Origin of the sequence: Microbacterium sp. 1154, assembly GCF_031455375.1 — a bacterium.
Lineage (GTDB): Bacteria > Actinomycetota > Actinomycetes > Actinomycetales > Microbacteriaceae > Microbacterium.
In genome coordinates this window covers 94,561-117,669 of the sequence record NZ_JAVDSN010000002.1, presented here as the reverse complement: position 1 = coordinate 117,669, position 23,109 = coordinate 94,561, and the positions used below count along the sequence as shown (strand labels likewise).

The 23,109-nt window shown below is 69.7% G+C and carries 25 protein-coding genes and 2 tRNA genes; 15 read left to right on the top strand and 12 right to left on the bottom strand.

Annotated features, from left to right (window positions below):
• Positions 1–171: 171 nt before the first annotated feature.
• From J2X55_RS09755 to J2X55_RS09740, 4 genes are all read left to right on the top strand, one after another.
• Entirely contained in the window at positions 172–705 is a 534-nt protein-coding gene (locus tag J2X55_RS09755) for a single-stranded DNA-binding protein (RefSeq protein ID WP_115918026.1), read from the top strand.
• A gap of 91 nt (positions 706–796) precedes the next feature.
• Positions 797–1,294, top strand: coding sequence for a DUF6993 domain-containing protein (locus J2X55_RS09750; RefSeq protein ID WP_210112659.1), 498 nt, complete (start codon positions 797–799; stop codon positions 1,292–1,294).
• Positions 1,295–1,351: 57 nt separating this feature from the next.
• Positions 1,352–3,031: an energy-dependent translational throttle protein EttA gene (ettA, locus tag J2X55_RS09745; protein WP_103209039.1), complete on the top strand. Its 1,680-nt coding sequence runs from the start codon at positions 1,352–1,354 to the stop codon at positions 3,029–3,031.
• Positions 3,032–3,041: 10 nt separating this feature from the next.
• On the top strand, positions 3,042–3,569 hold the full coding sequence (locus J2X55_RS09740) for a thioesterase family protein (protein ID WP_309823136.1): 528 nt from the start codon (positions 3,042–3,044) through the stop codon (positions 3,567–3,569).
• A gap of 55 nt (positions 3,570–3,624) precedes the next feature.
• Here J2X55_RS09740 and J2X55_RS09735 read toward each other — a convergent pair whose 3' ends face one another.
• Entirely contained in the window at positions 3,625–4,494 is an 870-nt protein-coding gene (locus tag J2X55_RS09735; protein WP_309823135.1) for an acyl-CoA thioesterase II, read from the bottom strand.
• A gap of 53 nt (positions 4,495–4,547) precedes the next feature.
• Between J2X55_RS09735 and J2X55_RS09730 the strand changes: the two genes are divergently transcribed.
• Entirely contained in the window at positions 4,548–5,216 is a 669-nt protein-coding gene (locus J2X55_RS09730; RefSeq protein ID WP_115918029.1) for a hypothetical protein, read from the top strand.
• Positions 5,217–5,387: 171 nt separating this feature from the next.
• Positions 5,388–6,215, top strand: a complete 828-nt coding sequence (locus J2X55_RS09725) for a cation-transporting ATPase (protein WP_115918031.1) — start codon at positions 5,388–5,390, stop codon at positions 6,213–6,215.
• Here J2X55_RS09725 and J2X55_RS09720 read toward each other — a convergent pair whose 3' ends face one another.
• From J2X55_RS09720 to pepN, 5 genes are all read right to left on the bottom strand, one after another.
• Positions 6,216–6,665, bottom strand: coding sequence for a globin (locus J2X55_RS09720; protein WP_309823131.1), 450 nt, complete (start codon positions 6,663–6,665; stop codon positions 6,216–6,218).
• Entirely contained in the window at positions 6,662–7,906 is a 1,245-nt protein-coding gene (locus J2X55_RS09715) for a mechanosensitive ion channel domain-containing protein (RefSeq protein ID WP_309823130.1), read from the bottom strand. The genes J2X55_RS09720 and J2X55_RS09715 overlap by 4 nt, the downstream gene beginning before the upstream one ends.
• Positions 7,907–7,972: 66 nt before the next feature.
• A complete protein-coding gene (locus J2X55_RS09710; RefSeq protein ID WP_309823129.1) occupies positions 7,973–8,773 on the bottom strand; it encodes an ABC transporter permease subunit in 801 nt (266 codons plus the stop codon).
• Positions 8,770–9,681, bottom strand: a complete 912-nt coding sequence (locus tag J2X55_RS09705) for an ATP-binding cassette domain-containing protein (protein WP_309823128.1) — start codon at positions 9,679–9,681, stop codon at positions 8,770–8,772. Before J2X55_RS09705 ends, J2X55_RS09710 begins: the two co-directional genes overlap by 4 nt.
• 130 nt (positions 9,682–9,811) lie before the next feature.
• Positions 9,812–12,361, bottom strand: a complete 2,550-nt coding sequence (gene pepN, locus J2X55_RS09700; protein WP_115918041.1) for an aminopeptidase N — start codon at positions 12,359–12,361, stop codon at positions 9,812–9,814.
• A 127-nt stretch (positions 12,362–12,488) separates the two neighbouring features.
• On the opposite strand from pepN, the gene J2X55_RS09695 reads away from it, so the two are divergent.
• The 5 genes from J2X55_RS09695 (at position 12,489) to J2X55_RS09675 (ending at position 17,466) form a co-directional block, all read left to right on the top strand.
• On the top strand, positions 12,489–13,676 hold the full coding sequence (locus J2X55_RS09695; protein ID WP_115918909.1) for a ferrochelatase: 1,188 nt from the start codon (positions 12,489–12,491) through the stop codon (positions 13,674–13,676).
• Positions 13,677–13,764: 88 nt separating this feature from the next.
• Positions 13,765–14,307, top strand: coding sequence for a ribose-5-phosphate isomerase (locus J2X55_RS09690; RefSeq protein ID WP_115918042.1), 543 nt, complete (start codon positions 13,765–13,767; stop codon positions 14,305–14,307).
• Entirely contained in the window at positions 14,307–15,299 is a 993-nt protein-coding gene (locus tag J2X55_RS09685; protein ID WP_115918044.1) for an Fpg/Nei family DNA glycosylase, read from the top strand. The genes J2X55_RS09690 and J2X55_RS09685 overlap by 1 nt, the downstream gene beginning before the upstream one ends.
• A 50-nt stretch (positions 15,300–15,349) precedes the next feature.
• Positions 15,350–15,976 (top strand): FMN-binding negative transcriptional regulator, encoded by a 627-nt coding sequence (locus tag J2X55_RS09680; RefSeq protein WP_181906454.1) that lies wholly within the window; start codon positions 15,350–15,352, stop codon positions 15,974–15,976.
• Positions 15,973–17,466, top strand: a complete 1,494-nt coding sequence (locus J2X55_RS09675) for an amidohydrolase (RefSeq protein ID WP_396653259.1) — start codon at positions 15,973–15,975, stop codon at positions 17,464–17,466. Before J2X55_RS09680 ends, J2X55_RS09675 begins: the two co-directional genes overlap by 4 nt.
• Before the next feature lie 139 nt (positions 17,467–17,605).
• On the opposite strand, the gene J2X55_RS09670 is transcribed toward J2X55_RS09675, so the two are convergent.
• The 5 genes from J2X55_RS09670 to J2X55_RS09650 form a co-directional block, all read right to left on the bottom strand.
• Entirely contained in the window at positions 17,606–18,091 is a 486-nt protein-coding gene (locus tag J2X55_RS09670) for a Dps family protein (protein ID WP_076675873.1), read from the bottom strand.
• Between the two features lie 111 nt (positions 18,092–18,202).
• Positions 18,203–19,390 (bottom strand): signal peptidase I, encoded by a 1,188-nt coding sequence (locus J2X55_RS09665; protein WP_309823125.1) that lies wholly within the window; start codon positions 19,388–19,390, stop codon positions 18,203–18,205.
• A 56-nt stretch (positions 19,391–19,446) separates the two neighbouring features.
• Positions 19,447–19,929: a hypothetical protein gene (locus J2X55_RS09660; protein WP_115918050.1), complete on the bottom strand. Its 483-nt coding sequence runs from the start codon at positions 19,927–19,929 to the stop codon at positions 19,447–19,449.
• On the bottom strand, positions 19,926–20,468 hold the full coding sequence (locus J2X55_RS09655; RefSeq protein ID WP_309823122.1) for a hypothetical protein: 543 nt from the start codon (positions 20,466–20,468) through the stop codon (positions 19,926–19,928). The genes J2X55_RS09660 and J2X55_RS09655 overlap by 4 nt, the downstream gene beginning before the upstream one ends.
• A gap of 12 nt (positions 20,469–20,480) precedes the next feature.
• The gene (locus J2X55_RS09650; RefSeq protein ID WP_309823120.1) at positions 20,481–21,077 is read right to left on the bottom strand and encodes an alternate-type signal peptide domain-containing protein; all 597 of its coding nucleotides are present in this window, start codon (positions 21,075–21,077) and stop codon (positions 20,481–20,483) included.
• A 169-nt stretch (positions 21,078–21,246) separates the two neighbouring features.
• On the opposite strand from J2X55_RS09650, the gene J2X55_RS09645 reads away from it, so the two are divergent.
• Genes J2X55_RS09645 through J2X55_RS09635 form a run of 3 tightly spaced genes read left to right on the top strand, consistent with a single transcriptional unit; the run spans position 21,247 to position 22,695 of the window.
• A complete protein-coding gene (locus J2X55_RS09645; RefSeq protein ID WP_309823119.1) occupies positions 21,247–21,816 on the top strand; it encodes a gamma carbonic anhydrase family protein in 570 nt (189 codons plus the stop codon).
• Positions 21,817–21,853: 37 nt separating this feature from the next.
• On the top strand, positions 21,854–22,213 hold the full coding sequence (locus tag J2X55_RS09640; RefSeq protein ID WP_309823117.1) for a hypothetical protein: 360 nt from the start codon (positions 21,854–21,856) through the stop codon (positions 22,211–22,213).
• Entirely contained in the window at positions 22,210–22,695 is a 486-nt protein-coding gene (locus tag J2X55_RS09635; protein WP_309823115.1) for a GNAT family N-acetyltransferase, read from the top strand. Before J2X55_RS09640 ends, J2X55_RS09635 begins: the two co-directional genes overlap by 4 nt.
• Before the next feature lie 40 nt (positions 22,696–22,735).
• Here the strand turns inward: J2X55_RS09635 and J2X55_RS09630 are convergent.
• Positions 22,736–22,809, bottom strand: a tRNA-Gly gene (locus tag J2X55_RS09630).
• 194 nt (positions 22,810–23,003) lie between these two features.
• On the opposite strand from J2X55_RS09630, the gene J2X55_RS09625 reads away from it, so the two are divergent.
• Positions 23,004–23,077, top strand: a tRNA-Pro gene (locus J2X55_RS09625).
• The last annotated feature ends 32 nt before the right edge of the window (positions 23,078–23,109 follow it).

Sequence of the window (23,109 nt, the reverse complement as noted above, 5' to 3'; positions counted from 1 at the left end):
GGCGTTGTGATCAGACGCTTCCTCCCCAGGCGCCAAAGGTGGCGATCCCTCCACCGAAGTGCGGAGTGGGCGGTTCGAGAGCGGGCGGAGAAGGTCATCCTGGGCGTGGCTCCGGCATCCGTCGGGCACACGGATGCCGGAGCGCACACCACGTCGAGAGGAAACACGGACATGAGCGATCACATCACCCTGGTAGGGAACATCGTCGGCGAGCTGGAACAGCGCTCGACACGCGGGGGAGGTCCCATCGCGGCCTTCCGTATCGCGGTGAGCGAGCGCAAGCTCGACCGCGAGCGCGGAGAGTGGGTGGACGGCCACACCAACTACTACAACGTCTCCGCCTTCGGCGACCTCGGCGCTCACGCCCTGCACTCGCTGCGAAAGGGGCAGCGGGTGGTCCTCGCCGGTCGCTTGCGCCTTCGCGAGTGGGAGAACGAGTCCAAGCGCGGGGTCAGCGCGGATGTCGTGGCCGACGCCATCGGCCACGACCTGCGCTGGGGCACCACACGGTTCGAGAAGGCGGCGAGGTCGTCGGGTTCGTCCTCCACCGCGAACAGCGAGGCCGCGGACGAGGCGAGCGATGAGGCCTGGGCCCTCCCCGGCGGAGGGGACGAGGGCGCGGTCGGTGCCGAGATGGTCGGTGCGGAAGCGGGCACGGGAGGGGGCACCCCGCTGTCGGTCGCGGGGGAGAGCCGTCCGTTCTGAGGCGCTCGTCGAGGCGGCGCGGGGGTCGATTCGGCGCGCGTGCGCGTGCGGCGGCCCGGAGCGGCGAGGGAGGGTCCGTAGACTCGGTCGCGTGTCTCGCCTTCTCGGTCGCCCCCTCGCCGCCCTGACCCTCGTCGCGGCGCTGGGCCTCGCCGGGTGCACCGGCCCGTCGCCCACCCCTGCGCCCGTCGAAACGACGGAGCCGTCGGCGTCAGCGAACGACACGCCGTCGTCTGCACCCACGACCCCCGCGGCTCCGACGCTGATCCCGGGGGGATCGGCTGCCGAGAACCTCCCGTTCTTCACCCAGGTCGTCGACGGTGTCTGGTCCGGGCCCGACCAGGTCGCCGGGCGGGCGTACATCGACGCCCTGACGGCGGCGGGCTTCGACAAAGCCGCGATGCAGGTGACTGCCGACCGGACCACCGTCGACAACCCGGCCGAGAGCATCGAGTTCTCCGTGCGCATCGGCGATCAGTGCCTCGTCGGCCAGGTCGGTCCCTCCATCGGCAACCCCGTGACCGCCGTGCTGCCGGGATTGTCCTCCGGAGGGTGCCTGATCGGTCAGACACGGGCGATCGACTGGTGACCCCGCCGCCGTCGACCCGTCGGCGGAATGCTCTGCCGCCCCTAGACTGAGAGGGTTATGGCGGAATACATCTACTCCATGGTCCGCGCCCGCAAGTCTGTGGGCGACAAGCTGATTCTCGACGACGTCACCATGTCGTTCCTGCCCGGTGCCAAGATCGGCATGGTCGGGCCGAACGGTGCGGGTAAGTCGACGATCCTGAAGATCATGGCCGGGCTCGACGTCCCGTCCAACGGAGAGGCGCGACTGAGCCCGGGCTTCACCGTCGGGATCCTCATGCAGGAACCCGAGCTCGACGACACCAAGACCGTGCTCGAGAACATCCAGGACGGTGTCGCGATCAAGCCCAAGCTCGATCGCTTCAACGAGATCTCCGCCCTCATGGCCGATCCCGACGCCGACTTCGACGCGCTCCTGGCCGAGATGGGAACGCTGCAGGAAGAGATCGACGCGGCCGACGGCTGGGACCTCGACTCGCAGCTCGCCCAGGCGATGGACGCCCTGCGCACCCCGCCGGCCGACGCCTCGGTCGTCCCGCTCTCCGGTGGTGAGCGTCGTCGCGTCGCACTGGCGAAGCTCCTGCTGCAGAAGCCCGACCTTCTGCTCCTCGACGAGCCCACCAACCACCTCGACGCCGAGAGCGTGCTCTGGCTCGAGCAGCACCTCAAGGCGTACAAAGGTGCCGTCATCGCGATCACCCACGATCGGTACTTCCTCGACAACGTCGCGGAGTGGATCGCCGAGGTCGACCGCGGTCACCTGTACCCCTATGAAGGCAACTACTCGACCTACCTCGAGAAGAAGGGCCAGCGTCTCGACGTCCAGGGCAAGAAGGACGCCAAGCTCGCCAAGCGCCTCAAGGAGGAGCTCGAGTGGGTCCGCTCGAACGCGAAGGGCCGCCAGGTCAAGTCGAAGGCTCGCCTCGCCCGCTACGAGGAGATGGCCGCCGAAGCCGAGCGCACGCGCAAGTTGGACTTCGACGAGATCCAGATCCCCGCGGGCCCCCGCCTGGGCAGCATCGTGATCGACGCGAAGAAGCTCGAGAAGAGCTTCGGCGACCGCTCGCTCATCAGCAACCTGAGCTTCAACCTGCCGCCCAACGGCATCGTCGGCGTCATCGGTCCCAACGGTGTCGGTAAGACCACGCTCTTCAAGACCATCGTCGGCCTCGAGCCGCTCGACGGCGGTTCGCTGAAGATCGGCGAGACCGTCAAGATCAGCTACGTCGACCAGTCCCGCGCCAACATCGATCCCGAGAAGACGCTGTGGGAGGTCGTGTCCGACGGTCTCGACATCATCACCGTCGGCAAGACCGAGATCCCCTCGCGCGCCTACGTCTCGAAGTTCGGCTTCAAGGGCCCCGACCAGCAGAAGAAGGCGGGCGTGCTCTCCGGTGGTGAGCGCAACCGTCTCAACCTGGCCCTCACGCTCAAAGAGGGCGGCAACCTGCTGCTCCTCGACGAGCCGACGAACGACCTCGACGTCGAGACCCTGAGTTCGCTCGAGAATGCGCTGCTGGAGTTCCCCGGTTGCGCCGTGGTCATCACGCACGACCGGTGGTTCCTCGACCGCATCGCCACGCACATCCTCGCCTACGAGGGCACCGACGAGCACCCCGACCAGTGGCACTGGTTCGAGGGCAACTTCGAGGCTTACGAGGCGAACAAGATCGAGCGTCTCGGTGCCGACGCGGCCAACCCGTCGCGGTCGTCCTACCGCAAGCTCACGCGTGACTGAGAGTTCCGCCGTGAGCACGCCCGACGAGGGTCCGGCCGCCGCCGGGCCCTCGCGGGTGCACGTGCCCATCCACCTCCGCTGGGGTGACCTCGACGCGCTGGGGCACGTGAACAACACCTCGATGCTGAAGCTGCTCGAAGAGGCTCGGCTCCGCGCCTTCTGGTTCAGCGACGGTGAGGGCGAGCCTCTCCCGACCGCGGTGTTCGACATGGACGTGCTCGAAAGCGGAGGCGACCGAGCCACGCTCATCGCTCGCCAGGAGATCGAGTATCTGCGTCCGGTGCCCTACAGCCAGCGTCCCCTCGACGTGCGGATGTGGATCGGCGCGATGGGTGGCTCAAGCGCCGACATCTGCTACGAGGTGTACAGCCCCGTCGGAGACGCCGAGCCCGTGCTCTATGCCCGGGCGACCGCTGTCACCGTGCTCGTCGACACGGCGACCGGCAGACCGACGCGCTGGACCGAGGCGGAGCGAACGGCCTGGGCGCCCTACATCGGCGACCCGATCGAATACCGTCGCCGTTCGTCGCGCGGCTGACGCCGAGTCGCGCGCGCTCGCGCCGAGCGGAGCCGCCGGACCGCCGGCATCCGGATCAGTCGCGCGGGACGCGCACCATGACCTCTTGGGCGACGCTGGCTAGGAGGGCACCGTCGCGCGCGTAGATGCGGCCGGTCGCGAGACCACGGCCACCGCGGGCGTTGGGCGACTCCTGCACGTACAGCAGCCAGTCGTCGACGCGTCCGGGGCGGTGCCACCACATCGCGTGGTCGAGGCTGGCGACCTTCAGGCCGGGGGCGTTCCACGCGACGCCGTGCGCGCGCATGATCGACTCCTGGATCGTCAGATCGCTGAGGTACGCGAGGGCGGCGCGGTGCACGGCCGGGTCGTCCGTGATGGGGCGTCGCAGCTTCATCCACACGGCCTGACGCGGAACGTGCGGGCCTTCCACCGACGCGTAGAGCGGCGAGGTCACGTGGCGGACGTCGACAGGGCTCTCGGAGAAGATCCGGCGGCTGATCGGATGCAGGGCGTCGAGGTCGAGAACGGGGGCATCGTCGGGATCAGGGATGCCGTCGGGCATGGGCTCGAAATGTTCGAGGCCCGGATCCTCATCCTGGAACGACGCGATCATGGAGAAGATCGGTACGCCGGACTGGAACGCCTGCGTGCGCCGGGTCGAGAAGGACCGACCGTCGTGGATCCGATCGACCGAGAAGGTGATGCCGTCGGTGGGGTCTCCGGGACGAAGGAAGTACCCGTGCATCGAGTGCACCGACCGCTCGGGCGGCAGCGTACGAGATGCGGCGACGATGGTCTGCGCCAGCACCTGGCCCCCATAGACGCGCCCCGTCGGCATCGGCTGCGACACCCCGGTGAAGATGTCCTCCGTCGTGCGCGCTCCCGCGTCGCGCAGATCGAGCACGGCGAGCAGGGACGCCACGGGATCGATGGCCTCGGACACACTGACTCCCGTTCCGACGCGATGTGCCCGCGCCGCTTGATAGTTTAGGGCGGGTGTCCGCGCGCCTGTTGTTCCCCGACCCGCAGGCGGCAGCCGACCTGCTCACGTTCTCTGCTCGAACGATCCGTCTCGGCGACGGCACCGTGCGACTGCGTGCAGACGGGGGAGTGCTCGTCGCGACGGCCGCTCCGCTCGCTCCGCGCGGCCTGCTCGATGCGACCCCGACGGTCTTGGGACTGCGCGTGTCCGAGATCGACCCCGAACTCGAGTGCGACCTGGTCGTCGATGCTTCGGCGCTGCTGCCCGCTCCCGACGACGCCTCCGCCGTCGTCCTCCCCGAGACTGCCACGTCTCCTGCGTGGGCCGGTATCTCACCTCCGCGCGGGGGATGGGAGCAGACGGATGCCATCGACGCCGCCGTGTTGGCATCCCGAGCCCAGTACGGGGTGGCGGCCGTCGCCGACGCGCTCCCGGCCGACGCGGGTGAAGACGTCGTGCGGCTCGTGCGGGCGCAGGTCTGGGGCCAACCCGATGACGCTCTCGCCGGCCTGCCGCTCGGCACGGCCTTCGCGGCGTTCGCGCTCGGGTTCATCGCCGGATCCGAGGAGGCGCCGGTGCGTCGCAGCGGGGCATGGACACGCGTGAGTCTGGCGCGTGGCCACGTGCTGGTGCGCGGTCCCGTGCGTTCGGGGCTCACCGCTGTGCGCGCGACGGGTAGCTGATCCAGCAAGCGCACAGGTGGCCCGAATACGCTGGAATCCAGCAAGGGGAGTACTCCCGACGCGATGTATCCGTCATCACGAGTCCACGGTTGGGCTCCGGGTACGTCGGTCCGAACGGGCGGAGGAGACCTTGACGTCGCGGCCGCGTGCCGCCCGTCGAGAGGTTCCCTCATGGTCTCGTTCTCCCGTCTGTTCGATCTCGCCTCCAAGGCCGCAGGTAAGGCCGCGTCGTCGCAGCGCACCCCCGGTGCCGCCGGCGGTACCGACTGGCGCACCATGGTGCGCTCCGCGGCGGACGCGGTCACGGGGGACCGCCGTGCGAACGCGGCGCCGCCTGTTTCGCCCAGCGCCCCCGCCTCGTACGGCCGCTACCCCGCGCCTGCCGCATCCCGCGATGCCTCCGCTCCCTCGGCCGAGGACCGCGCGGCGATCGCGCGGTACGACTACCTGTTGCGCACCGCCGACCCCGACCGCGTCGAGCAGATGCACCGCGAGGCCTTCGCCCGACTCACGCCCGCGCAGCGCGCGCAGGTGAAGCAGCGGATGGAAGCCGACCTCGCCCCTCATGAGCGTCCGCGCACCGACACCGCGCACGACCTCGCGCGCACGGCTGCTCGCGCAGAGGCGGCACGCCCCGGACGCATGTCCGGGCTGTTGGCCAAGGCCGGACGCGGGGGCCTGGTCGGCGCCGGCGTCGTGGGCGCCGGGGGACTGCTGGCCGCGGTCGCGGGCGGTGCCGTCGTCAGCGCGGTCGCCGCTCCTCTGCTCGCGCAGGCCGGGCAGATGGGCGTCGACTTCGCGGGTCTCGCAGAGGGCGTCGACCTGGAGGCCATGGCATCCGGAGTCGATCTCGCGTCGCTCGCCGAGGGCACCGGCGTCGGCGAGTGGGCGGGTGGCGCTCAGGATGCCGTGACCGGGGCGGGCGAGCAGATCAGCGGATTCGGCGAGGGACTGTCGAACCTCGACATCCCCGGGTTCGGGGACTTCCTCGGTCGGTGATCAGTCGCCGGCGCGGACAGGGAGTCCGGTGTCGGGGCGCCCGCCCTGCTGCGGGCCGACTCCGCGCGCCTCGAACGTGTTGACCATCGCGTAGGCCGCCCGTTCGAGGTAGTCCCAGAGGGGTGCCTCGAACGCGGGCGGCAACGCGATCTCATCGACGGCGGCGCGCATGTGCCGAAGCCACCGGTCACGGGCGTCGGGATCGACATGGAACGGCATGTGGCGCATGCGAAGGCGCGGGTGACCTCGCGTCTCGCCGTAGGTGGTCGGGCCGCCCCAGTACTGCGCGAGGAACAGCGTCAGGCGCTCAGCGGCCGGGCCGAGATCGTCTTCGGGGTACATCGGCTTCAGCACCTCGTCGGAGGCGACCCCGCGGTAGAACGCATCGACCAGCCGGCGGAAGGTCTCCATGCCGCCGACCTGGTCGTAGAAGCTCACGGGCTCGGTCATGACTCGTCCTTGTCGTCGGCTCGCACGGCCGGGGGCGTCGGCTTCGGCTGATCGGCGCCGGGGGCCGTGGGCAGCTCGACGAGGGCGGTCGGTGTGTCGTCGCGCCGCGGCTTCTTCTTGATTTTGGGCGTCGGCGTATCGCCCGTGCGGTCGTCGCCCGTCTCGGAGGCGTCGAGCTTGCTGCGGCGGGGCCGCCAGACCGGGCGGCTGGCGCCGACGGCGATCTGCGTCTCTTTCGTCTTCGGCGGGTGCGCTCCGCGCACGCTCTGGGCGCCCTCGGCGCCGGTCAGCACGATCGAATTGAGCTGCGGCAGCGCGATGCCCATCGCGTCGATCGCCTTCTTGAGGCGGGCGCGCAGCTCGCGGGCCACGTCGTCCTTCGCGCTCGAACGCGTCTTCATGACGAGCCGGATGACGAGGGCGTCTCCGCTGATCGACTCGAGTCCCCAGATCTCGGGCTGCTCGATGATGCGCGAGCGCCACTTGGTCTCTTTCGCCATCGTCTTCGCCGCGGTGAGCATGGCCTTCTCGACGTCGTCGATGTCGGCATCCACGGGCACGGCGAGGTCGATGATGACGCGCGACCAGCCCTGCGACATGTTGCCGATGCGAGTGATCTCGCCGTTACGGACGTACCAGAGGGTGCCGTTGACGTCGCGGACGTGGGTGATGCGGACACTGACGAACTCGACGATGCCCGTGGCGAGGCCCAGGTCGACGACATCGCCGATGCCGATCTGGTCTTCGGCCACGATGAAGATCCCGTTGAGGACGTCCTTGACGATGTTCTGCGCGCCGAAGCCGAGACCGGCGCCGATCGCCGCGGTCAGCAGCGTGAGGGACGCCAGCGCATTCGGAGCGACGATGCCCGCGATCCAGACCAGCGCGACGATGACAAGCACCACGTTGACGATGTTCTGGAGGATCGTGCCGAGCGTTCGGGTGCGTTGGACGAGTCGAACGGCGCTCAGAGGGGAGCGGTCGAGGGCCTGGGTGTCATCAACGCGCGCCTTGACCTTGGCGCCGTTGACGATCCGGTCGACCACGCGACGGATGACGACGCGCAGAATCCAGGCGGCGACGGCGACCCCGACGATGATCCCGAGGATCTGCAGCAAGGTGCCGCCGAAGCTCAACAGCTGACCGCCGATCCAGCCCCATGTGTCGGGGTTGGCGAGATCGCTCGGAGACGTGATCGAGGGCGACGGGGAGGGCGAAGGATTTTCGGCGAGAACGAACATCGGATTCAGCCTAACGACGGATGCCTCGGCGCCGGCTGAGCGTCGAGGCATCCGTTCGAACGGAGGTCAGGCGTCGCGTGAGCGAAGGGCCACCCAGCCCAGCAGGAGCGGACCGACGACCCAGCCGGCCATCGTGAGGGCGGGCTCGAGAAGGTCGTCGGCGCCGGGGCGCGTGAGGGAGCCCGCTGCGCTCACCGGAAGGTACTTGCTCGACTCCGCGACCCACATCCAGTCCGGACCGGCGATCGTGAAGAGGCTGAGCATGATGGGCAGCACGAAGAGCACGCCCACCGTCACGGCGATCGCGCCGGCCCCGCTGCGCAGCAGGAAGCCGAACCCGACGCCCATGAGGGTGAAGCAGGCCATCGACATCACGCCCAGCGCCAGCGGCACGATCGAGTCGGCCGGCGTCGCCCAGTCGATGCTCGTGCCCAACAGGGGCGCGGTGGCGGCGATCGCGACGGCGTAGATGACGACCGTGGTCACCATCATGGTGAGCGCCACGACGATCGCCTTCGCCAGCAGGACGGCCCCGCGGCGCGGTTCGGCCGTGAGCGTCGAGCGGATCATTCCCGTCGAGTACTCACCGGTCACGACGATCGCCCCGAGGATGCCGGCCACGAGCATCGTGAACTGGGTCGGAGCCAGGATGACGGTCGTCGGCTCCATACCGACGCTCTGCTCGCCGGTTGCCAGAGCGATGAGCAGCGAGATCCCCACCGACAGTCCGGCCGTGATCCCGAGCGACCACCAGGTCGAGCGGAGGGTGAGGATCTTGATCGACTCGCTCTTCAGCAGGTGGGCAAAGCTCAGGCGGTGGGGGGTGGTGTGCGTCGCCCGACGGGGCGCGGCGGCGAGGGCGGTCATGCGATCTCCTTGGTCTTGTACTCGACGGAGTCGTCGGTCAGGGCGAGGTAGGCGTCTTCGAGCGAGCCGGCCCGCGGGCTGAGTTCGTAGAGCGGGATGCCGTGGGCCGCGGCAATGTCGCCGACGGTCTCGGGTGTGATCCCGGTGATCTGCGCCGCACCCGGCTCGACGGCCGAGATCGTGGCATCCGGGATCTCGAGGGCGGTGACGAGATCGCTCAGGCGCGGGGAGCGCACGAGCAGGGTCGTGGTCGTCCAGGTGCGCACGAGCTCCGCGAGAGGGGCGTCGGCGAGAACCCGGCCGCGGCCGAGGACGATCACGTGGTCGGCGGTCTGCGACATCTCGCTCATGAGGTGGCTCGACAGCAGGACGGTGCGGCCTTCGGCGGCCAGGTGCCGCACGAACTGGCGCACCCACCGCACCCCCTCGGGGTCGAGGCCGTTGACCGGCTCGTCGAGGATCAGCGTGTGCGGATCGCCGAGCAGGGCGGCCGCGATGCCGAGTCGCTGCCCCATGCCGAGCGAGAAGCCGCCGGCGCGCTTTCCCGCGACGGCGCCGATGCCCGTGAGCTCGATGACCTCGTCGACGCGTGCGCTGCCGATCCCGTGGGTGGCGGCCATCGCGCGGAGGTGATTGCGCGCCGACCGTCCGGTGTGGATGGCCTTGGCGTCCAGCAGCACGCCGACCTCGGTGAGGGGCGAGCGGAGCTGGCGATAATCCTGACCGCCCACGGTCACGCGTCCCGCAGTGGGGCGGTCGAGCCCCACGATCATGCGCATCGTCGTGGACTTGCCCGCGCCGTTCGGGCCGAGGAAGCCGGTCACCCGGCCCGGGGCCACCGTGAACGAGACGCCGTCGACGGCGGTCTTGTCGCCGTAACGCTTGGTGAGGTTCTCTGCAACGATCATGTCTTCACGCTACGGATCGCGCCCCGGGCGCCGCGTCCCTCGAAAGGATGACCGGGCCAGCCGCGAGGATGATCCCGAAACGACGCGTGCCCCCTCCCCGGAGGGAGAGGGCACGCGATCGAGCTGGGGCTCAGGCGGCGTCGCGCTCCTGCACGGCGAGCGCGCGCTCCACTCCGGCGAGGTTCTCGCCGACCAGGCGGCGGAGCGCGGGAGCGGCGTCGGCGTTCTGCGACAGCCACGCGCGCGTCGCGTCGCGCAGAGCCGTGTTCGCGAGCGCGGCCGGGTACAGGCCCACGATCAGGTAGTTCGCGATCTGATAGCTGCGCGATTCCCAGATGGGCAGCAGCATCGCGAAGTACGGCTCGACGAAGTCGGCGAGCACGTCGACCGTCGCCGGGTTCGTGAAGCCGGCGGCCGTGGACCGCACGATCGTGTTGGGGGCGTCGGCGCGCTCGATGAGCGAGTCCCACGCCTCCTGCTTCGCCTCGTGCGAGGGCAGTGACGCCTTGGCCATCGCCGCGAACTCGCCGCCCTTGGCGGTGTTGTCGGCGGCGCGGGCCTCGTCGATGTCGGCGGCGGTGACCGCTCCCGCGGAGGCGAGCGAGACCAGCAGCTGCCACGACAGGTCGGTGTCGATCTCGAGGCCGTCGAGCGCCTTCTCGCCGTCGCGCAGGGCCCGCACCGTCTCGGCGTGAGCCGGGGTCGTGGCGGCCGAGGCGAAGGCGGTGACGAACTGCAGCTGGCTGTCGCTGCCGGCCTCCGCCGCCTGGGCGAGCTCCCAGAGTCCGTCGGCGACCCGCTCGCGCGCGGACTGGCGCGTCGACGCAGCGACGTAGGAGTTCGCCGCGAGCTGCAGCTGACCAAGGGTGGTGCGCACCGTGGTCGACTCGGTCTCCGAGCCGATGTTGTGCAGGACGAGGTCGAGGTAGTCGGTCGCGGAGGACTCGGCATCCCGTGTCTGATCCCACGCCGCGCCCCAGACGAGCGAGCGCGCGAGCGGGTCGGAGATGTCCTTCAGGTGCGCGATGGCGGTGGCGAGCGACCGCTCGTCGAGGCGGATCTTCGCGTAGGCGAGATCGTCGTCGTTGAGCAGGACGAGGTCGGGACGACGGATGCCGCGGAGCTCGGCGACCTCGGTACGGTCACCGTCGACGTCGATCTCGACGCGGTGCACGCGCTCGAGGGCTCCCGCATCGGTGAGCGAGTAGAAGCCGACGCCGAGGCGGTGCGGGCGGATCGTCGGGTAGTCCGCCGGAGCGGTCTGCACGATGGCGAATCGCGTGATCGTGCCGTCGGCCCCCTCTTCGATGAGCGGGGTCAGGGTGTTCACGCCCGCCGTCTCGAGCCACTTCTTGGCCCAGTCGCCCAGGTCGCGCCCGCTGGTGGCCTCGAGCTCGACCAGCAGGTCGCCGACCTCGGTGTTCGACCACTGGTGCTTCTGGAAGTAGGCGGCGACGCCGGCGAAGAACTGCTCGATGCCCACCCACGCGGCGAGCTGCTTGAGCACCGAACCGCCCTTGGCGTAGGTGATGCCGTCGAAGTTGACCTGCACGTCTTCGAGGTCGTTGATCTCGGCGACGACCGGGTGGGTCGAGGGCAGCTGGTCCTGACGGTAGGCCCAGGTCTTCTCCATCGCGTTGAAGGTCGTCCAGGCGGCTTCCCACTCGGTGGCCTCGGCGGTCGCGATGGTCGACGCCCACTCGGCGAACGACTCGTTGAGCCAGAGATCGTTCCACCACTTCATGGTGACGAGGTCGCCGAACCACATGTGCGCGAGCTCGTGCAGGATCGTGACGACGCGGCGCTCCTTGACGGCGTCGGTCACCTTGCTGCGGAAGACGTAGGTCTCGGTGAAGGTCACCGCACCGGCGTTCTCCATGGCGCCCGCGTTGAACTCGGGGACGAAGAGCTGGTCGTACTTGGCGAAGGGGTACGGGAAGCCGAACTTCTCCTCGAAGTACGCGAAGCCCTGACGGGTCTTGTCGAAGACGTAGTCGGCATCCAGGTACTGCCAGAGGCTCTTGCGGGCGAACACGCCGAGCGGGATGACGCGTCCGTCGGCGCTGGTCAGCTCGCTGTAGGTGGCCTCGTAGGGTCCGGCGACGAGTGCGGTGATGTACGAGGAGATGCGCGGGGTCGTGGGGAACTCCCACCGCGCCGTGTCGTCGGACACGGGAACCGGCTCGGGGGTGGGGGAGTTCGAGACGACCTTCCAGCGCGAGGGCGCGGTGACCGAGAAGGTGAATTCGGCCTTGAGGTCGGGCTGCTCGAACACCGTGTACATGCGGCGCGAATCGGGCACCTCGAACTGCGAGTAGAGGTAGACCTCGCCGTCGACGGGGTCGACGAAGCGGTGCAGACCCTCACCGGTGTTGGTGTACTCGCAGTCCGCCTCGACGACGAGCTCGTTCTCGGCCTGCAGGCCGTCGAGCGCGATACGCGAATTGGCGAAGACCTCGGCGGGGTCGAGCGAGCGACCGTTGAGCGTTACCGTGTGCACCGTGCGCGCGATCAGGTCGATGAAGGTCGACGACCCCTCGGTGGCGGCGAACGACGCGACGGTGCGCGAGGAGAAGACCTCGTCTCCGCGCGTGAGGTCGAGCTGCACGTCGTAGGAGTGCGTGTCGACGATCGCGCGGCGCTCCTGCGCTTCGATGCGGGTGAGGTTCTCTCCTGGCACTGGCGTACTCCCGGGGATCTGGGTGGAATTGTCGCGGGTGACGCGGTTGACGTCGCTGACAACCGTATAAGCCTAGTAGCGAGATAACTCGCGTCCGGGCTCGCCACCCAGGTGCGAAGATGTGATCGTGAGCACGACCGACACGGACACCAGCCCTGAGACCGTCCTCTACGCGTCGCCCGCCGCGGCGTCCGGACCCAAGTGGGTCGAGACGCCGGTGGCGTACGACGGCATCCTCCTCGCCGGTTTCGGCGGACCGGAGGGTCAGGACGACGTCATCCCGTTCCTGCGCAACGTGACGCGCGGGCGCGGCATCCCCGACGAGCGCCTCGAAGAGGTCGCCCATCACTACCGCCACTTCGGCGGGGTCAGTCCCATCAACCAGCACAACCGCGAGTTGAAGGCGGCGTTGGAGGCGGAGATCGCCAAGCGCGGCCTGGGCCTGCCGGTGTACTGGGGCAACCGCAACTGGGAGCCGTATCTCGAAGAAGCGGTGACCGAGGCCGCCGAGGCGGGGGACACGACCCTGCTCGCCATCGCGACCAGCGCCTACAGCTCGTTCTCGAGCTGCCGTCAGTATCGAGAGGACTACGCCCGCGTCCTCGAGGCGACCGGCCTCGGCGAGACGGTCACGATCGACAAGGTCCGCCAGTTCTTCGACCACCCCGGTTTCGTGACGACGTTCGTACGCGGAGTGACGGATGCCGTGTCGGCGTACGTGGCCGAGGGGATCGCACCCGAGGCGATTCGCGTGCTGTTCTCGACGCACTCGATCCCTACCGCCGACGCGCAGCGTTCCGGCCCCCGCGACGTCGACTTCGGCGAGGGTGGCGCGTACGAGGCGCAGCACAAGGCCGTCGCGGCCTTCGTCATGGCCGAGGTCGCCGCTGCGGTCGCGGACGTCGAGTGGGAGCTCGTCTACCAGTCGCGCTCGGGCCCGCCCACGCAGCCCTGGCTCGAGCCCGACGTGAACGACGTCATCGCGGAACTGCCGGGGCGCGGCGCCGAGGCCGTCGTGATCGTTCCGCTCGGCTTCGTCAGCGACCACATGGAGGTGCTCTGGGACCTCGACACCGAGGCCATGGAGGCCGCGGAAGAGGCCGGCATCCGCGCCGTGCGCACGCCCACCCCGGGTATCGACCCCGCGTACGTCTCGGGCCTGATCGACCTGGTCGAGGAGCGCCTGAACGGCACGCCGAAGTCGGAGCGACCGCACCTGACCGACCTCGGCCCCTGGTACGACGTCTGCCGCCCCGGATGCTGCGAGAATATCCGCGCCGGCTTCAAGCCGGTCGCCGCGGGTCTGCGCCCCTGACGGTTCCCGACGCCGCCCGATCCCTGGTGGAACGGGCGGCGTCGTCATGTCCGCCCGGGATGTCGGACGGTCTCAATAGACTTGCCGCATGCGCATCCACATCGGCACCGATCACGCCGGTCTCGAGTTCTCCACCCAGATCCAGCACCACCTCGCCGAGCAGGGCCACGAGGTCGTCGACCACGGTCCGATCGAGTACGACGCCCTCGACGACTACCCCTCCTTCTGCATCCGCGCCGCTCAGGCGGTCGTCCGCGACCAGGCGGCGGGCGTCGAGGCGCTGGGCGTGGTGTTCGGCGGCTCGGGCAACGGTGAGCAGATCGCCGCGAACAAGGTCCTCGGGGTGCGCGCCGCTCTCGTGTGGAACATCTCGACGGCCGAGCTCGCCCGCGAGCACAACGACGCCAACGTCATCTCGATCGGTGCGCGTCAGCACACCTTCGACGAGGCCGCATCGTTCATCGACCGCTTCATCGCCACGCCGTTCTCGGGCGAAGAGCGCCACGCGCGCCGCATCGGCCAGCTCGCGGCATACGAGCAGGACGGCGTGCTGCTGCCCGACCCGCGCGCGGGGCACGCGCGCGACACCATGACCGACGCCAGCGACTCGTTCGACCCCGAGGCAGGCTGATGCCCGAAGGGCATTCCGTCCACCGCATCGCGCGTCAGTTCGAGCGCAACATCGTGGGCCGGACGGTGTCGGCATCCAGCCCTCAGGGGCGTTTCGTCGAGGGCGCTGCGGTGATCGACGGCCGCGAGGCCCTCGAGGTACGCGCCGTGGCGAAGCAGATGTTCCTGCGCTTCGACGGCGACGTGTGGCTGCGCGTACACCTGGGCATGTACGGCGCGTGGGACTTCTCGGGCGAGGTGGTCGTCGACGCCACGATCGCCTCGGCCAACGGACGGATGGGTCAGACCAACCAGCGCGGCACCGTGCTCGACGACGAGCCGATCCTCGATGCCGCGGGCGAGAACTCGCTGACCTCGATCGGTGCGCCGCGGCGCGCGCGGGTGCGCATGTCGGAGCAGACGACCGGGCTCGAGGAACAGACCGAGTGGCCCCCGCCCGTCGTCGGTGCGGTGCGACTGCGCCTGCTGACCGAGACGACGTGCGCCGATCTGCGTGGACCCACGGCCTGTGCGCTGCAGACACCCGACGAGGTGGCGGCGACGATCGCCAAACTCGGACCCGACCCGTTGGTCGACGATCTCGCCGAGGGCGAGGAGCAGTTCACGGCGACCGTGCGCAAGAAGCCCACAGCGATCGGCCTGCTGCTCATGGACCAGTCGGTCGTGAGCGGGATCGGCAACGTCTATCGCGCCGAACTGCTGTTCCGGGCGCGGCAGAACCCGCACACACCCGGGCGCGAGGTGCCGGAAGAGGTCGTGCGCGGCCTGTGGCGCGACTGGGCGCGACTGCTCCCGATCGGCGTCGAGACCGGCCAGATGATGACCATGGACGACCTCGATCCCGAGGCGTACCGTCGGGCGATGGCCCATCGAGACGACCGGCACTGGGTGTACCACCGCGCGGGCTTGCCCTGCCGGGTGTGCGGGACGACGGTGCTGATGGAAGAGGCCGCGGGGCGCAAGCTCTACTGGTGCCCGAACTGCCAGGCCTGACTCGGTTGGAGCTGTCGAAGCGCCGGCGCCTCGCGTTCTAGGCTGATCCGGTGCGTCAGAACCCGAGCTTCGCGATGACCGACGTCGGCGAGATCCGCCGTCTCATCGACCTCAACCCGTGGGTCACCCTCGTCAGTCAGGGCGAGGACGGCCTCGTCGCCTCGCATTACGCCGTCATGCTCGACCACGGGCGCGACGATCTGACGATCGTGGGTCACGTCGGTAAGCCCGACGACGCGATCCTGGGCCTCGGCGACGGCGAGTTGCTCGTCGTCGTCCAGGGCCCCCACGGCTACATCACCCCACGCTGGTACGGCGACGTACCGGCGGTGCCGACGTGGAACTTCGTGTCGGCGCACCTTCGCGGCATCCCGGAGCTGCTGTCTCCGGAAGAGAACCTTCGCGTGCTGGATCGACTGGTCGACCGTTTCGAGGGCCACGGCGATGAGGCGCGCGGGCTCTACACGCTGCCGAACGACGCGACCTTCGTCGAGCGTCTCGAGCGGGGCACGGTGGGCTTCCGGCTGACCCCCACGCACGTGACGGCGAAGCGCAAGCTCAGCCAGAACCGCTCCGCCGAGGTCGTCGAGACCATCGTCGACGGTCTGAGCTCCGAGGGGCGCCACGAGCTCGCCGCGGAGATGCGCCGTGCCGCCGACGCTCGGGTGCGCCCGTGATCGGCGAGACGGCCGCGTTCCTCCGGGCGGTGCGCGTCGCGGGCCCGGGGCGGGAGTTCCTGCCGACGACGGAGCCGGTCGACGTCGTGATCGTCGACGGGCTTATCGCCGACATCGCTCCCACCGGCAACCTCCGGCCCACCGGCTTCGTCATCGATGGCGAGGGCGGGTGGCTCCTCCCGGGGCTGTGGGACCACCACGTGCACGTGCTGCAGTGGGCTCTCGTCGCCGACCGCGTCCCGCTCGGCGAGGTCGCCACCGCGCACGATGCGGCCACGATCATGGGGCTCGCGCCCGTGTCGGACGGGCGTCGCGTCGGCTCCGGCTTCCGCGACGGGCTCTGGCCCGACGCACCGAGCCTCGAACTGTTGGATGCCACGACCGACGGCATCCCGACGTACCTCGTCAACGCCGATGTGCACAGCGTATGGATGAACACGGCCGCCTTCCGACGCGAGGGCTTCGAGCCGGTGGCATCCGGGATCCTCGTCGAAGAGGACGCGTTCGAGATCTCCCGTCGTCTCAATGCGGTCGCCCCCGACGTCGCGGACGCCGCGGTCGATCGGATGGCACGAGCGGCTGCGGCCCGGGGCGTGGTCGGCCTCGTGGATCTCGACATGACGTGGAACGACGAACCGTGGCAGCGTCGTTCCGCCCGTGGATTCGACGCGTTGCGCGTGTCGTACGGAACGTACCCGCAGGATCTCGACCGCGCCATCGCGGAGGGTCTGCGCACCGGAGATGCGGTGCGGGGATCGACCGACGGTCTTGTTCGCGTGGGGCCGCTGAAGGCCATCACCGACGGCTCGCTGGGCACCCGGACCGCCGCGTGCGCTCATCACTACCCGGGTGATGTCGGCAACCACGGACTGCTCACGGTGCCGCCGGACGAACTCGTCGAGATGATGACGCGCGCAACCGCCGCGGGGCTGGAGTGCGCGATCCACGCCATCGGCGATGTCGCGAACGCCCAAGCCCTCGACGCCTACGCCCGCACCGGCGCGGTCGGCACGATCGAGCACGCCCAGCTCGTCGCGCACGCCGACATCCCGCGCTTCGCCCGCCTGGGGGTGGCCGCCAGCGTGCAGCCGGAGCACGCGCTCGACGACAGGGACATGACGGATGCCATCTGGGCCGAGCAATCCGCCCAGCCCTACCCGTTGCGCGCCCTCGCCGACAGCGGCGTCAATCTGCGCTTCGGCTCCGACGCGCCGGTCGCGCCCCTCGATCCCTGGGCTGCGATGGCGTCGGCGGTCTTCCGCACCCGCGACGGCCGGGACGCGTGGCAGCCGCATCAGCGCGTCGACATCGGCACGGCGATCGCGGCATCCACCGCCGGGGGCTCCACGAACCCCGCCGAGATCTCTCCCGGATCCGTGGCGGATCTCGTCATCGTGGGTGCAGATCCCCTCACCGCCGACGAGCGCGGCTTACGGTCGATGCCGGTGCGAACGACTCTGCTCGCCGGGCGCGTGACGCACGGCGCCTGACTCTTCTTCGCGTGAGTGGCCGCGTTTCGTCGCCGGGCCGTGCGCTCGGCAACGATCCTCGGCCCCTCACGCGGCTCGGCCGCGCCGGGGAACGACGAGGGGGGCGATGCCGAAGCACCGCCCCCCTCGTGGAAACGTCTTACGCGGCGAGGTGCGCGAACAGGAACCAGCGGTCCTTGTCGAGACCGCGCTTGATCTCGATCGCGACGTCCTGGCTCGACATGTCGATCTCGTCGAGGCCTTCGATAGCGGCCTCGATGTCGACGAGCACGGCGTCGATGTCGGCGATCACGGCGCGGATGACGACGTCCGACTGCGCGAAGCCGGCGGGAACCTCGGTGGCCTTGGCCTTGGCGGCGACGGTCGACAGACGCGAGTCGATGGGAAGGCCCAGGGCGACGATGCGCTCGGCGGCGAGGTCGGCCCAGTCCTGCGCGTGAGCGACGACCGTGTCGAGCAGCTCGTGCACACCGATGAAGTTCGAGCCGCGGACGTGCCAGTGGGCCTGCTTACCGTTGACGACGAGGGCCTCGAGGCCGATCACGACGGGGGAGAGGAACTGGGCGGTGCCGGCGGCCATGGTGGGGTCGACGGTGGTGGCGGCGGGGGTCTGAACGGTGCTCATTGTGTTCTCCTTAGGCGACGTTCGAAGTCTCGATGGATGCAACGCTACTCACGTGGGAGCATTCCGCAAGCAAGATGAGGCTCGGCTAAATACCTGGTGAATAGGCAATCCTCACCTTCTTTTGGTCGCCCTCACCCGCAGGGCAAGGCCCAGCGTCGCCAGGATCGCGGCCGTCACGACGACACCGGCGAAGGGGGTGGATCTCAGCCCGGTCCAGGGCAGCGTGCCGTCGCTCGGCGTGGACGGGTATCCGGGCGCAGCCGCCGTCGCTCCGGGGAGCGCTTCGCTCAGAAGGACGACGGGAGTCACGACCGCCTCGGCGAGGCGTGCGTCGTTGCCGGCTGTCTGGTCCATGTGCAGGGCCACCTCGACGCGAACGGTCTCTCCCGGGGCGATGACCTCGCTGACCCACTGCCCACCGGTCGGCAGTACCGCGTCGCCGACACGCAGGTGGAGCGACTGGGCGAAGGCGCGATCGGCGGCGCGGATGGACACGGCGTCGAGCCGGAGCGCCGCGCGCGCAGGCTCACCGCTGGCGTTGCGTACCCAGAGGGTCGACGCGGTCGAGTCGCCGGGGACGAAGCGGCCCGTGCGCGAGAACAGGGCAACAGACCCGTCCGCGACGAACCGTGCACCGTCGTCACTGACGAGCAGACGCTCGAGCGGGGCCGGCCCCGTCGCCGCCACCGCCGGAGCGGGAAGAGCGGCCGACGCCACCGCGGTCGCTGCGAGGATCACCAGCGCGCTGAACACCGTCGGCATCCGTCCTGCCCGCGAACGACGTCGGCGGGCGCGGAGAGCGTCGAGGACGAGCACGCCGGTCCCGTAGGCGATGACGACGATGCCCACGGCCGCCACCGCGGCGCCGCGCTCCTGGCCGCCGAAGAGCATCGCGGGGTAGCCGAGGTTCGGGATCGCGAGCACGACCACCCCGCGCAGTTGCTCGTCCTGGACCGGGGGGTCGTCGACGTCGTTCGCGTCGCCGCGTGTGAGCAGCAACCGCTCGCCGCCCGTGCTGCTGGTCGTCCCGACGACGCGGTGGGTGGCGACCGCCGGCTCTCCCGAACGCATCTGAAACGTGACCACGTCGCCGATGCGGACGTCGTCCATCGAGGTGGGGCGGACGGCGATCAGGGTGCCGGGGGGCATACCGGGCTGCATGCTCCCGGTGAGCACCGTGTAGGTGTGGGCCCCCAGCATTATCGGGAGCACGACCGTGAGGAAGGCGAACATCGACACCGCGACGAGGAGCGAGGTGCCCGCGACGGCGCGGGCGAGCGGCCACGGAGAACGGCGCAAAGGTACCGCGGGGCGGCGATCACGTCGGAGATCCACAGCGGGCGGGAGCGGGTTGTTCACCGGCATCGGATCCCCCCGGACAGCCCGTCGAGGAGGGTGCCCGCGAGTCCGATGCGCTGGGGCGTGCTCGTCGCGGTCCAGCTCTCGGAGGTGGCGGTGACCGTGACGAAAACCGTGCCGCCGGCCAGAAGCGAATTCAGCAGGAAGGACACGAGGGTCGTCAGAAGCGCCCCGCCGACGTCGATCCCCGTCGTGGTCTGCGTTGCGAGTTCACGTCTCGGCCCGTTGACGGTGTTGCTGAGCTCGACGCGATACGAGGTCGCGCCGGGGACGGGATCCCACGTGATTCGAGCAGCGGGCGGATTCGACGTGAGCGTCTCGCAGCGAAGGGAGGGAGCGGCGAGGGTCCCGATCGATGCGGTGATCGAGGGGGCAGATACCCTCACCTGCCAGGCGGCCGAAGCCGAAGACGGTCCGGAGAGAGAGCCGACCACGATCAGGGCCAGCGCCGCGACGAAGGTGGGCCGCGGCGTCTTCATATCCCCACCTGCTCGGCGACGACGCTGACGGACGGCGTGAGCGAAGTGCCCTGCTGGGCAGACGGCGCCTCAGCCGACAGCGTGGTGCGCACGCACAGGTCGACACTCTGCCCGGGAAGAAGTCCGCCGGCGGGTTCGTAGGCGCTGCCGGCAGCCAGAGGCGCCGGCCCGCCGCAGGCGCCGACGAAGACCTCCGTGCGCACGTACTCGGATCCCGCGCCCGTCACGCTCACCTCGACCCGTAACCGCCAACGGAGGGTCGTGCCGGATGCCGCGGTCTCCGTCACCCGGAGCGTTGCGGTGTCGCTGGACTGATTCGGGTACAGGGCCGGTAACGCCGTGGCCCCGCCGACCCACTGCGTGGACAGGGCGAGTGAGCCCGAGGAAACACCTTGCGTGGGCAGGGCTGCAGTGCTCTCCCACACCGCGTGCGCGGCGGCGGTTCCGGTTCCGAATGCCAGAACCGCCGCGGTTCCCGCGGCCCACTGCATCCGTCGCCCGGCGCTCCCGTCGCGCATCGACAACACGTGGTGCCTCACGAAGATCCCTGGTCAGTTGCTCGCCTGTGTGAGGGAGAACGAGATGTCGGCGAGGTCGATCGTCTGGTTGACGGCCGTCACGCCCGAGGTGGCGGGGTCGAAGGTGATCGTGACGGTCGCCGTGGTGGACCCGCTGTCGGCATCCGTGAGGCGGTACTCGTTCGGCCCTGTCGCGGTGCCGTAGTCCGTCGGCAGGTCGAGTTCGACATCGAGCTGCGCACCGAGAGCGCTCGCGCTCAGGTCGGCGCCGACGTTCGCCCGCAGGTCGGCCACGAGGGTGTCCCCGACGATGTCGACGGTGAGGGGCTGCGTCAGCGTGAGCACGTCCCCGGGGACGATCCGCACCGCCGACAGGTCGGCGATGTTCGTCACGCCGCCGAGCACGCCTTGAAGGGTCCAGGCGCCACCACCCAGGGTGAGTCCGAGGTTGCCCGATTGCACGGTGGTCGCCTCCAGCGCTGTCGACGTCGACCAGTACGCATACGTGCCCGCCCCGCCGAGCATGAGGGCGGTCCCGGCCGCGATGGCGAGGATGGCGGGGCCACGGCGATGCTGCCGGGCGGAGCGGGGTCGAGCATCGGGCATGGCGGGATCGGTCGTCGACGACATGGTTCCTCCTGTGCGGGTCGGGTGGGCTGAGACCGAACCTAGGAGTCTCCCGTGAGCCGATCGCTACCTATTCGCCGCCCTCGCCTACCGAGTTCGCGCGGAGTCAATAGTCCCCGGTAGGCCAGCTCGTTACTACGGTTGCGGAGCCGTGAGGCGTTAGCCTCGCCCCATGCCGATCGCCCCCGACGCCTCTGTTCTCGCCCTTCCCGACGCGGCCCCTCATCTCCACGGCACCGCGTTCGTGGCATCCGGAGCGCGCGTCATCGGAGCGGTGACCCTCGGGGAGGGGGCGAGCGTCTGGTACAACGCCGTCGTTCGCGGCGACAGCGCGGCGATCTCGGTCGGACCACGCAGCAATCTGCAGGACAACGTCTCGGTCCACGTCGATCGCGGCCGCCCGGTCGTCATCGGTGCGGACGTCTCGGTCGGACACAACGCGGTCGTGCACGGGTGCACGATCGGCGACGGCACGCTGATCGGGATGGGAAGCGTCGTCCTGTCGGGCGCCGAGATCGGGCCCGGATGCCTCGTCGCCGGGGGAGCGGTCGTGCTGGAGGGCACTGTCGTGCCCGAAGGGTCACTGGTCGCCGGCGTCCCCGCCAAGGTGCGTCGCGCCCTGACCGACGAAGAGCGCGCCGGCATCCTGCGCAACGCGCAGACGTATCTCGCCCACACCGCCCGCCACGTCTCGGCGACACCGATTCCGGATGCCGGCACCCCCGCGCTCTCGGCCGACTGAGCCGTCTCGCGGCACGGGGTGGGCGTAGTCTCGCCGGATGCAGATCACGTCTCTGGAACCGAACGAGATCTTCGTCTTCGGCTCGAACGCTGCGGGCGCACACGGCGGCGGCGCGGCGCGTTTCGCCCTGGACCGCTTCGGCGCGGTCTGGGGGCAGAGTGAGGGGCTGCAGGGCCGGTCGTACGGCATCGACACGATGTCAGGGCTCGGTGTGCTCGCAGAACAGGCCGAGCGGTTCGTGGCGTTTGCGCAGGCGCATCCCGAGCTGCGATTCCTCGTGACCGAAGTCGGCTGCGGTATCGCGGGCTATCGGCCCGCGCAGGTCGCGGGATTCTTCGCCGGTGCGGGATCCAACGTCGTGCTGCCGGATTCGTTTCGAGCGGAGCTCGACGCGTGAGCGCGGCGCTCGCAGACGGGGACGTGCTGCTCACCCCGATCACGCCCTCCCTCGCTCGGCGCATCCTCGACCGCGACGAGCGCACCGGCGACCTCTGGCATCCGGACTACCCGTTCGACGACGAACGGGGTCCTCTCGCTGCCCTCGCCCGATCGGTTCCATCTGATTCGCCGTTCACGATGTACGCGATCCGGATGCCGTCGACCCGGGTGGCCGTCGGCGGTCTCGGATTCTTCGGACCGCCGGACGAGACGGGAACAGTCGAGTTCGGCTACGGCCTCGTCGGGTCGGCGCGGGGTCGCGGTCTGGCCACCGCGGCCGTGAGGCTCGCACTTCGGCACGCTCAGCAGTGGGGCGCGCACCGGGCTGTCGCCGACACCGAGGCAGACAACCTCGCTTCTCGGCGGGTCCTCGAGAAGGCAGGCCTGTACGAAACAGGACGCAGGGGGACGCTCGTGGTGTTCGGGCGGATGCTCACCTGAACCGGTCGGCCGCGGCGTACCGCGCAGCCTCGCAAGAATGTGGAGGGGCTGACGAGAATCGAACTCGCATCATCTGTTTGGAAGACAGAGGCTTTACCACTAAGCTACAGCCCCGGATTTCCGCGGTTCTGTGACGAACCGCGAAGTCGGACGACCCCTACTCTACGACACCTCGAAGCGCCTCGCGAACGTGGGGGAGTCGGCATCCGGTCGTCCTCGTCCGCAAGGGGGCCGGTCAAATCGGCGGAACCGAGGGGATCGACTAGACTTTCAGCGGTCGTTTCGTCGGCGCGTGCCGCGCGCCGCCCCGGGGCGTAGCTCAGCTTGGTAGAGCGCCCGCTTTGGGAGCGGGAGGCCGCAGGTTCAAATCCTGTCGCCCCGACGTCACGGCCCCACAGACCACAGGCCCAACCG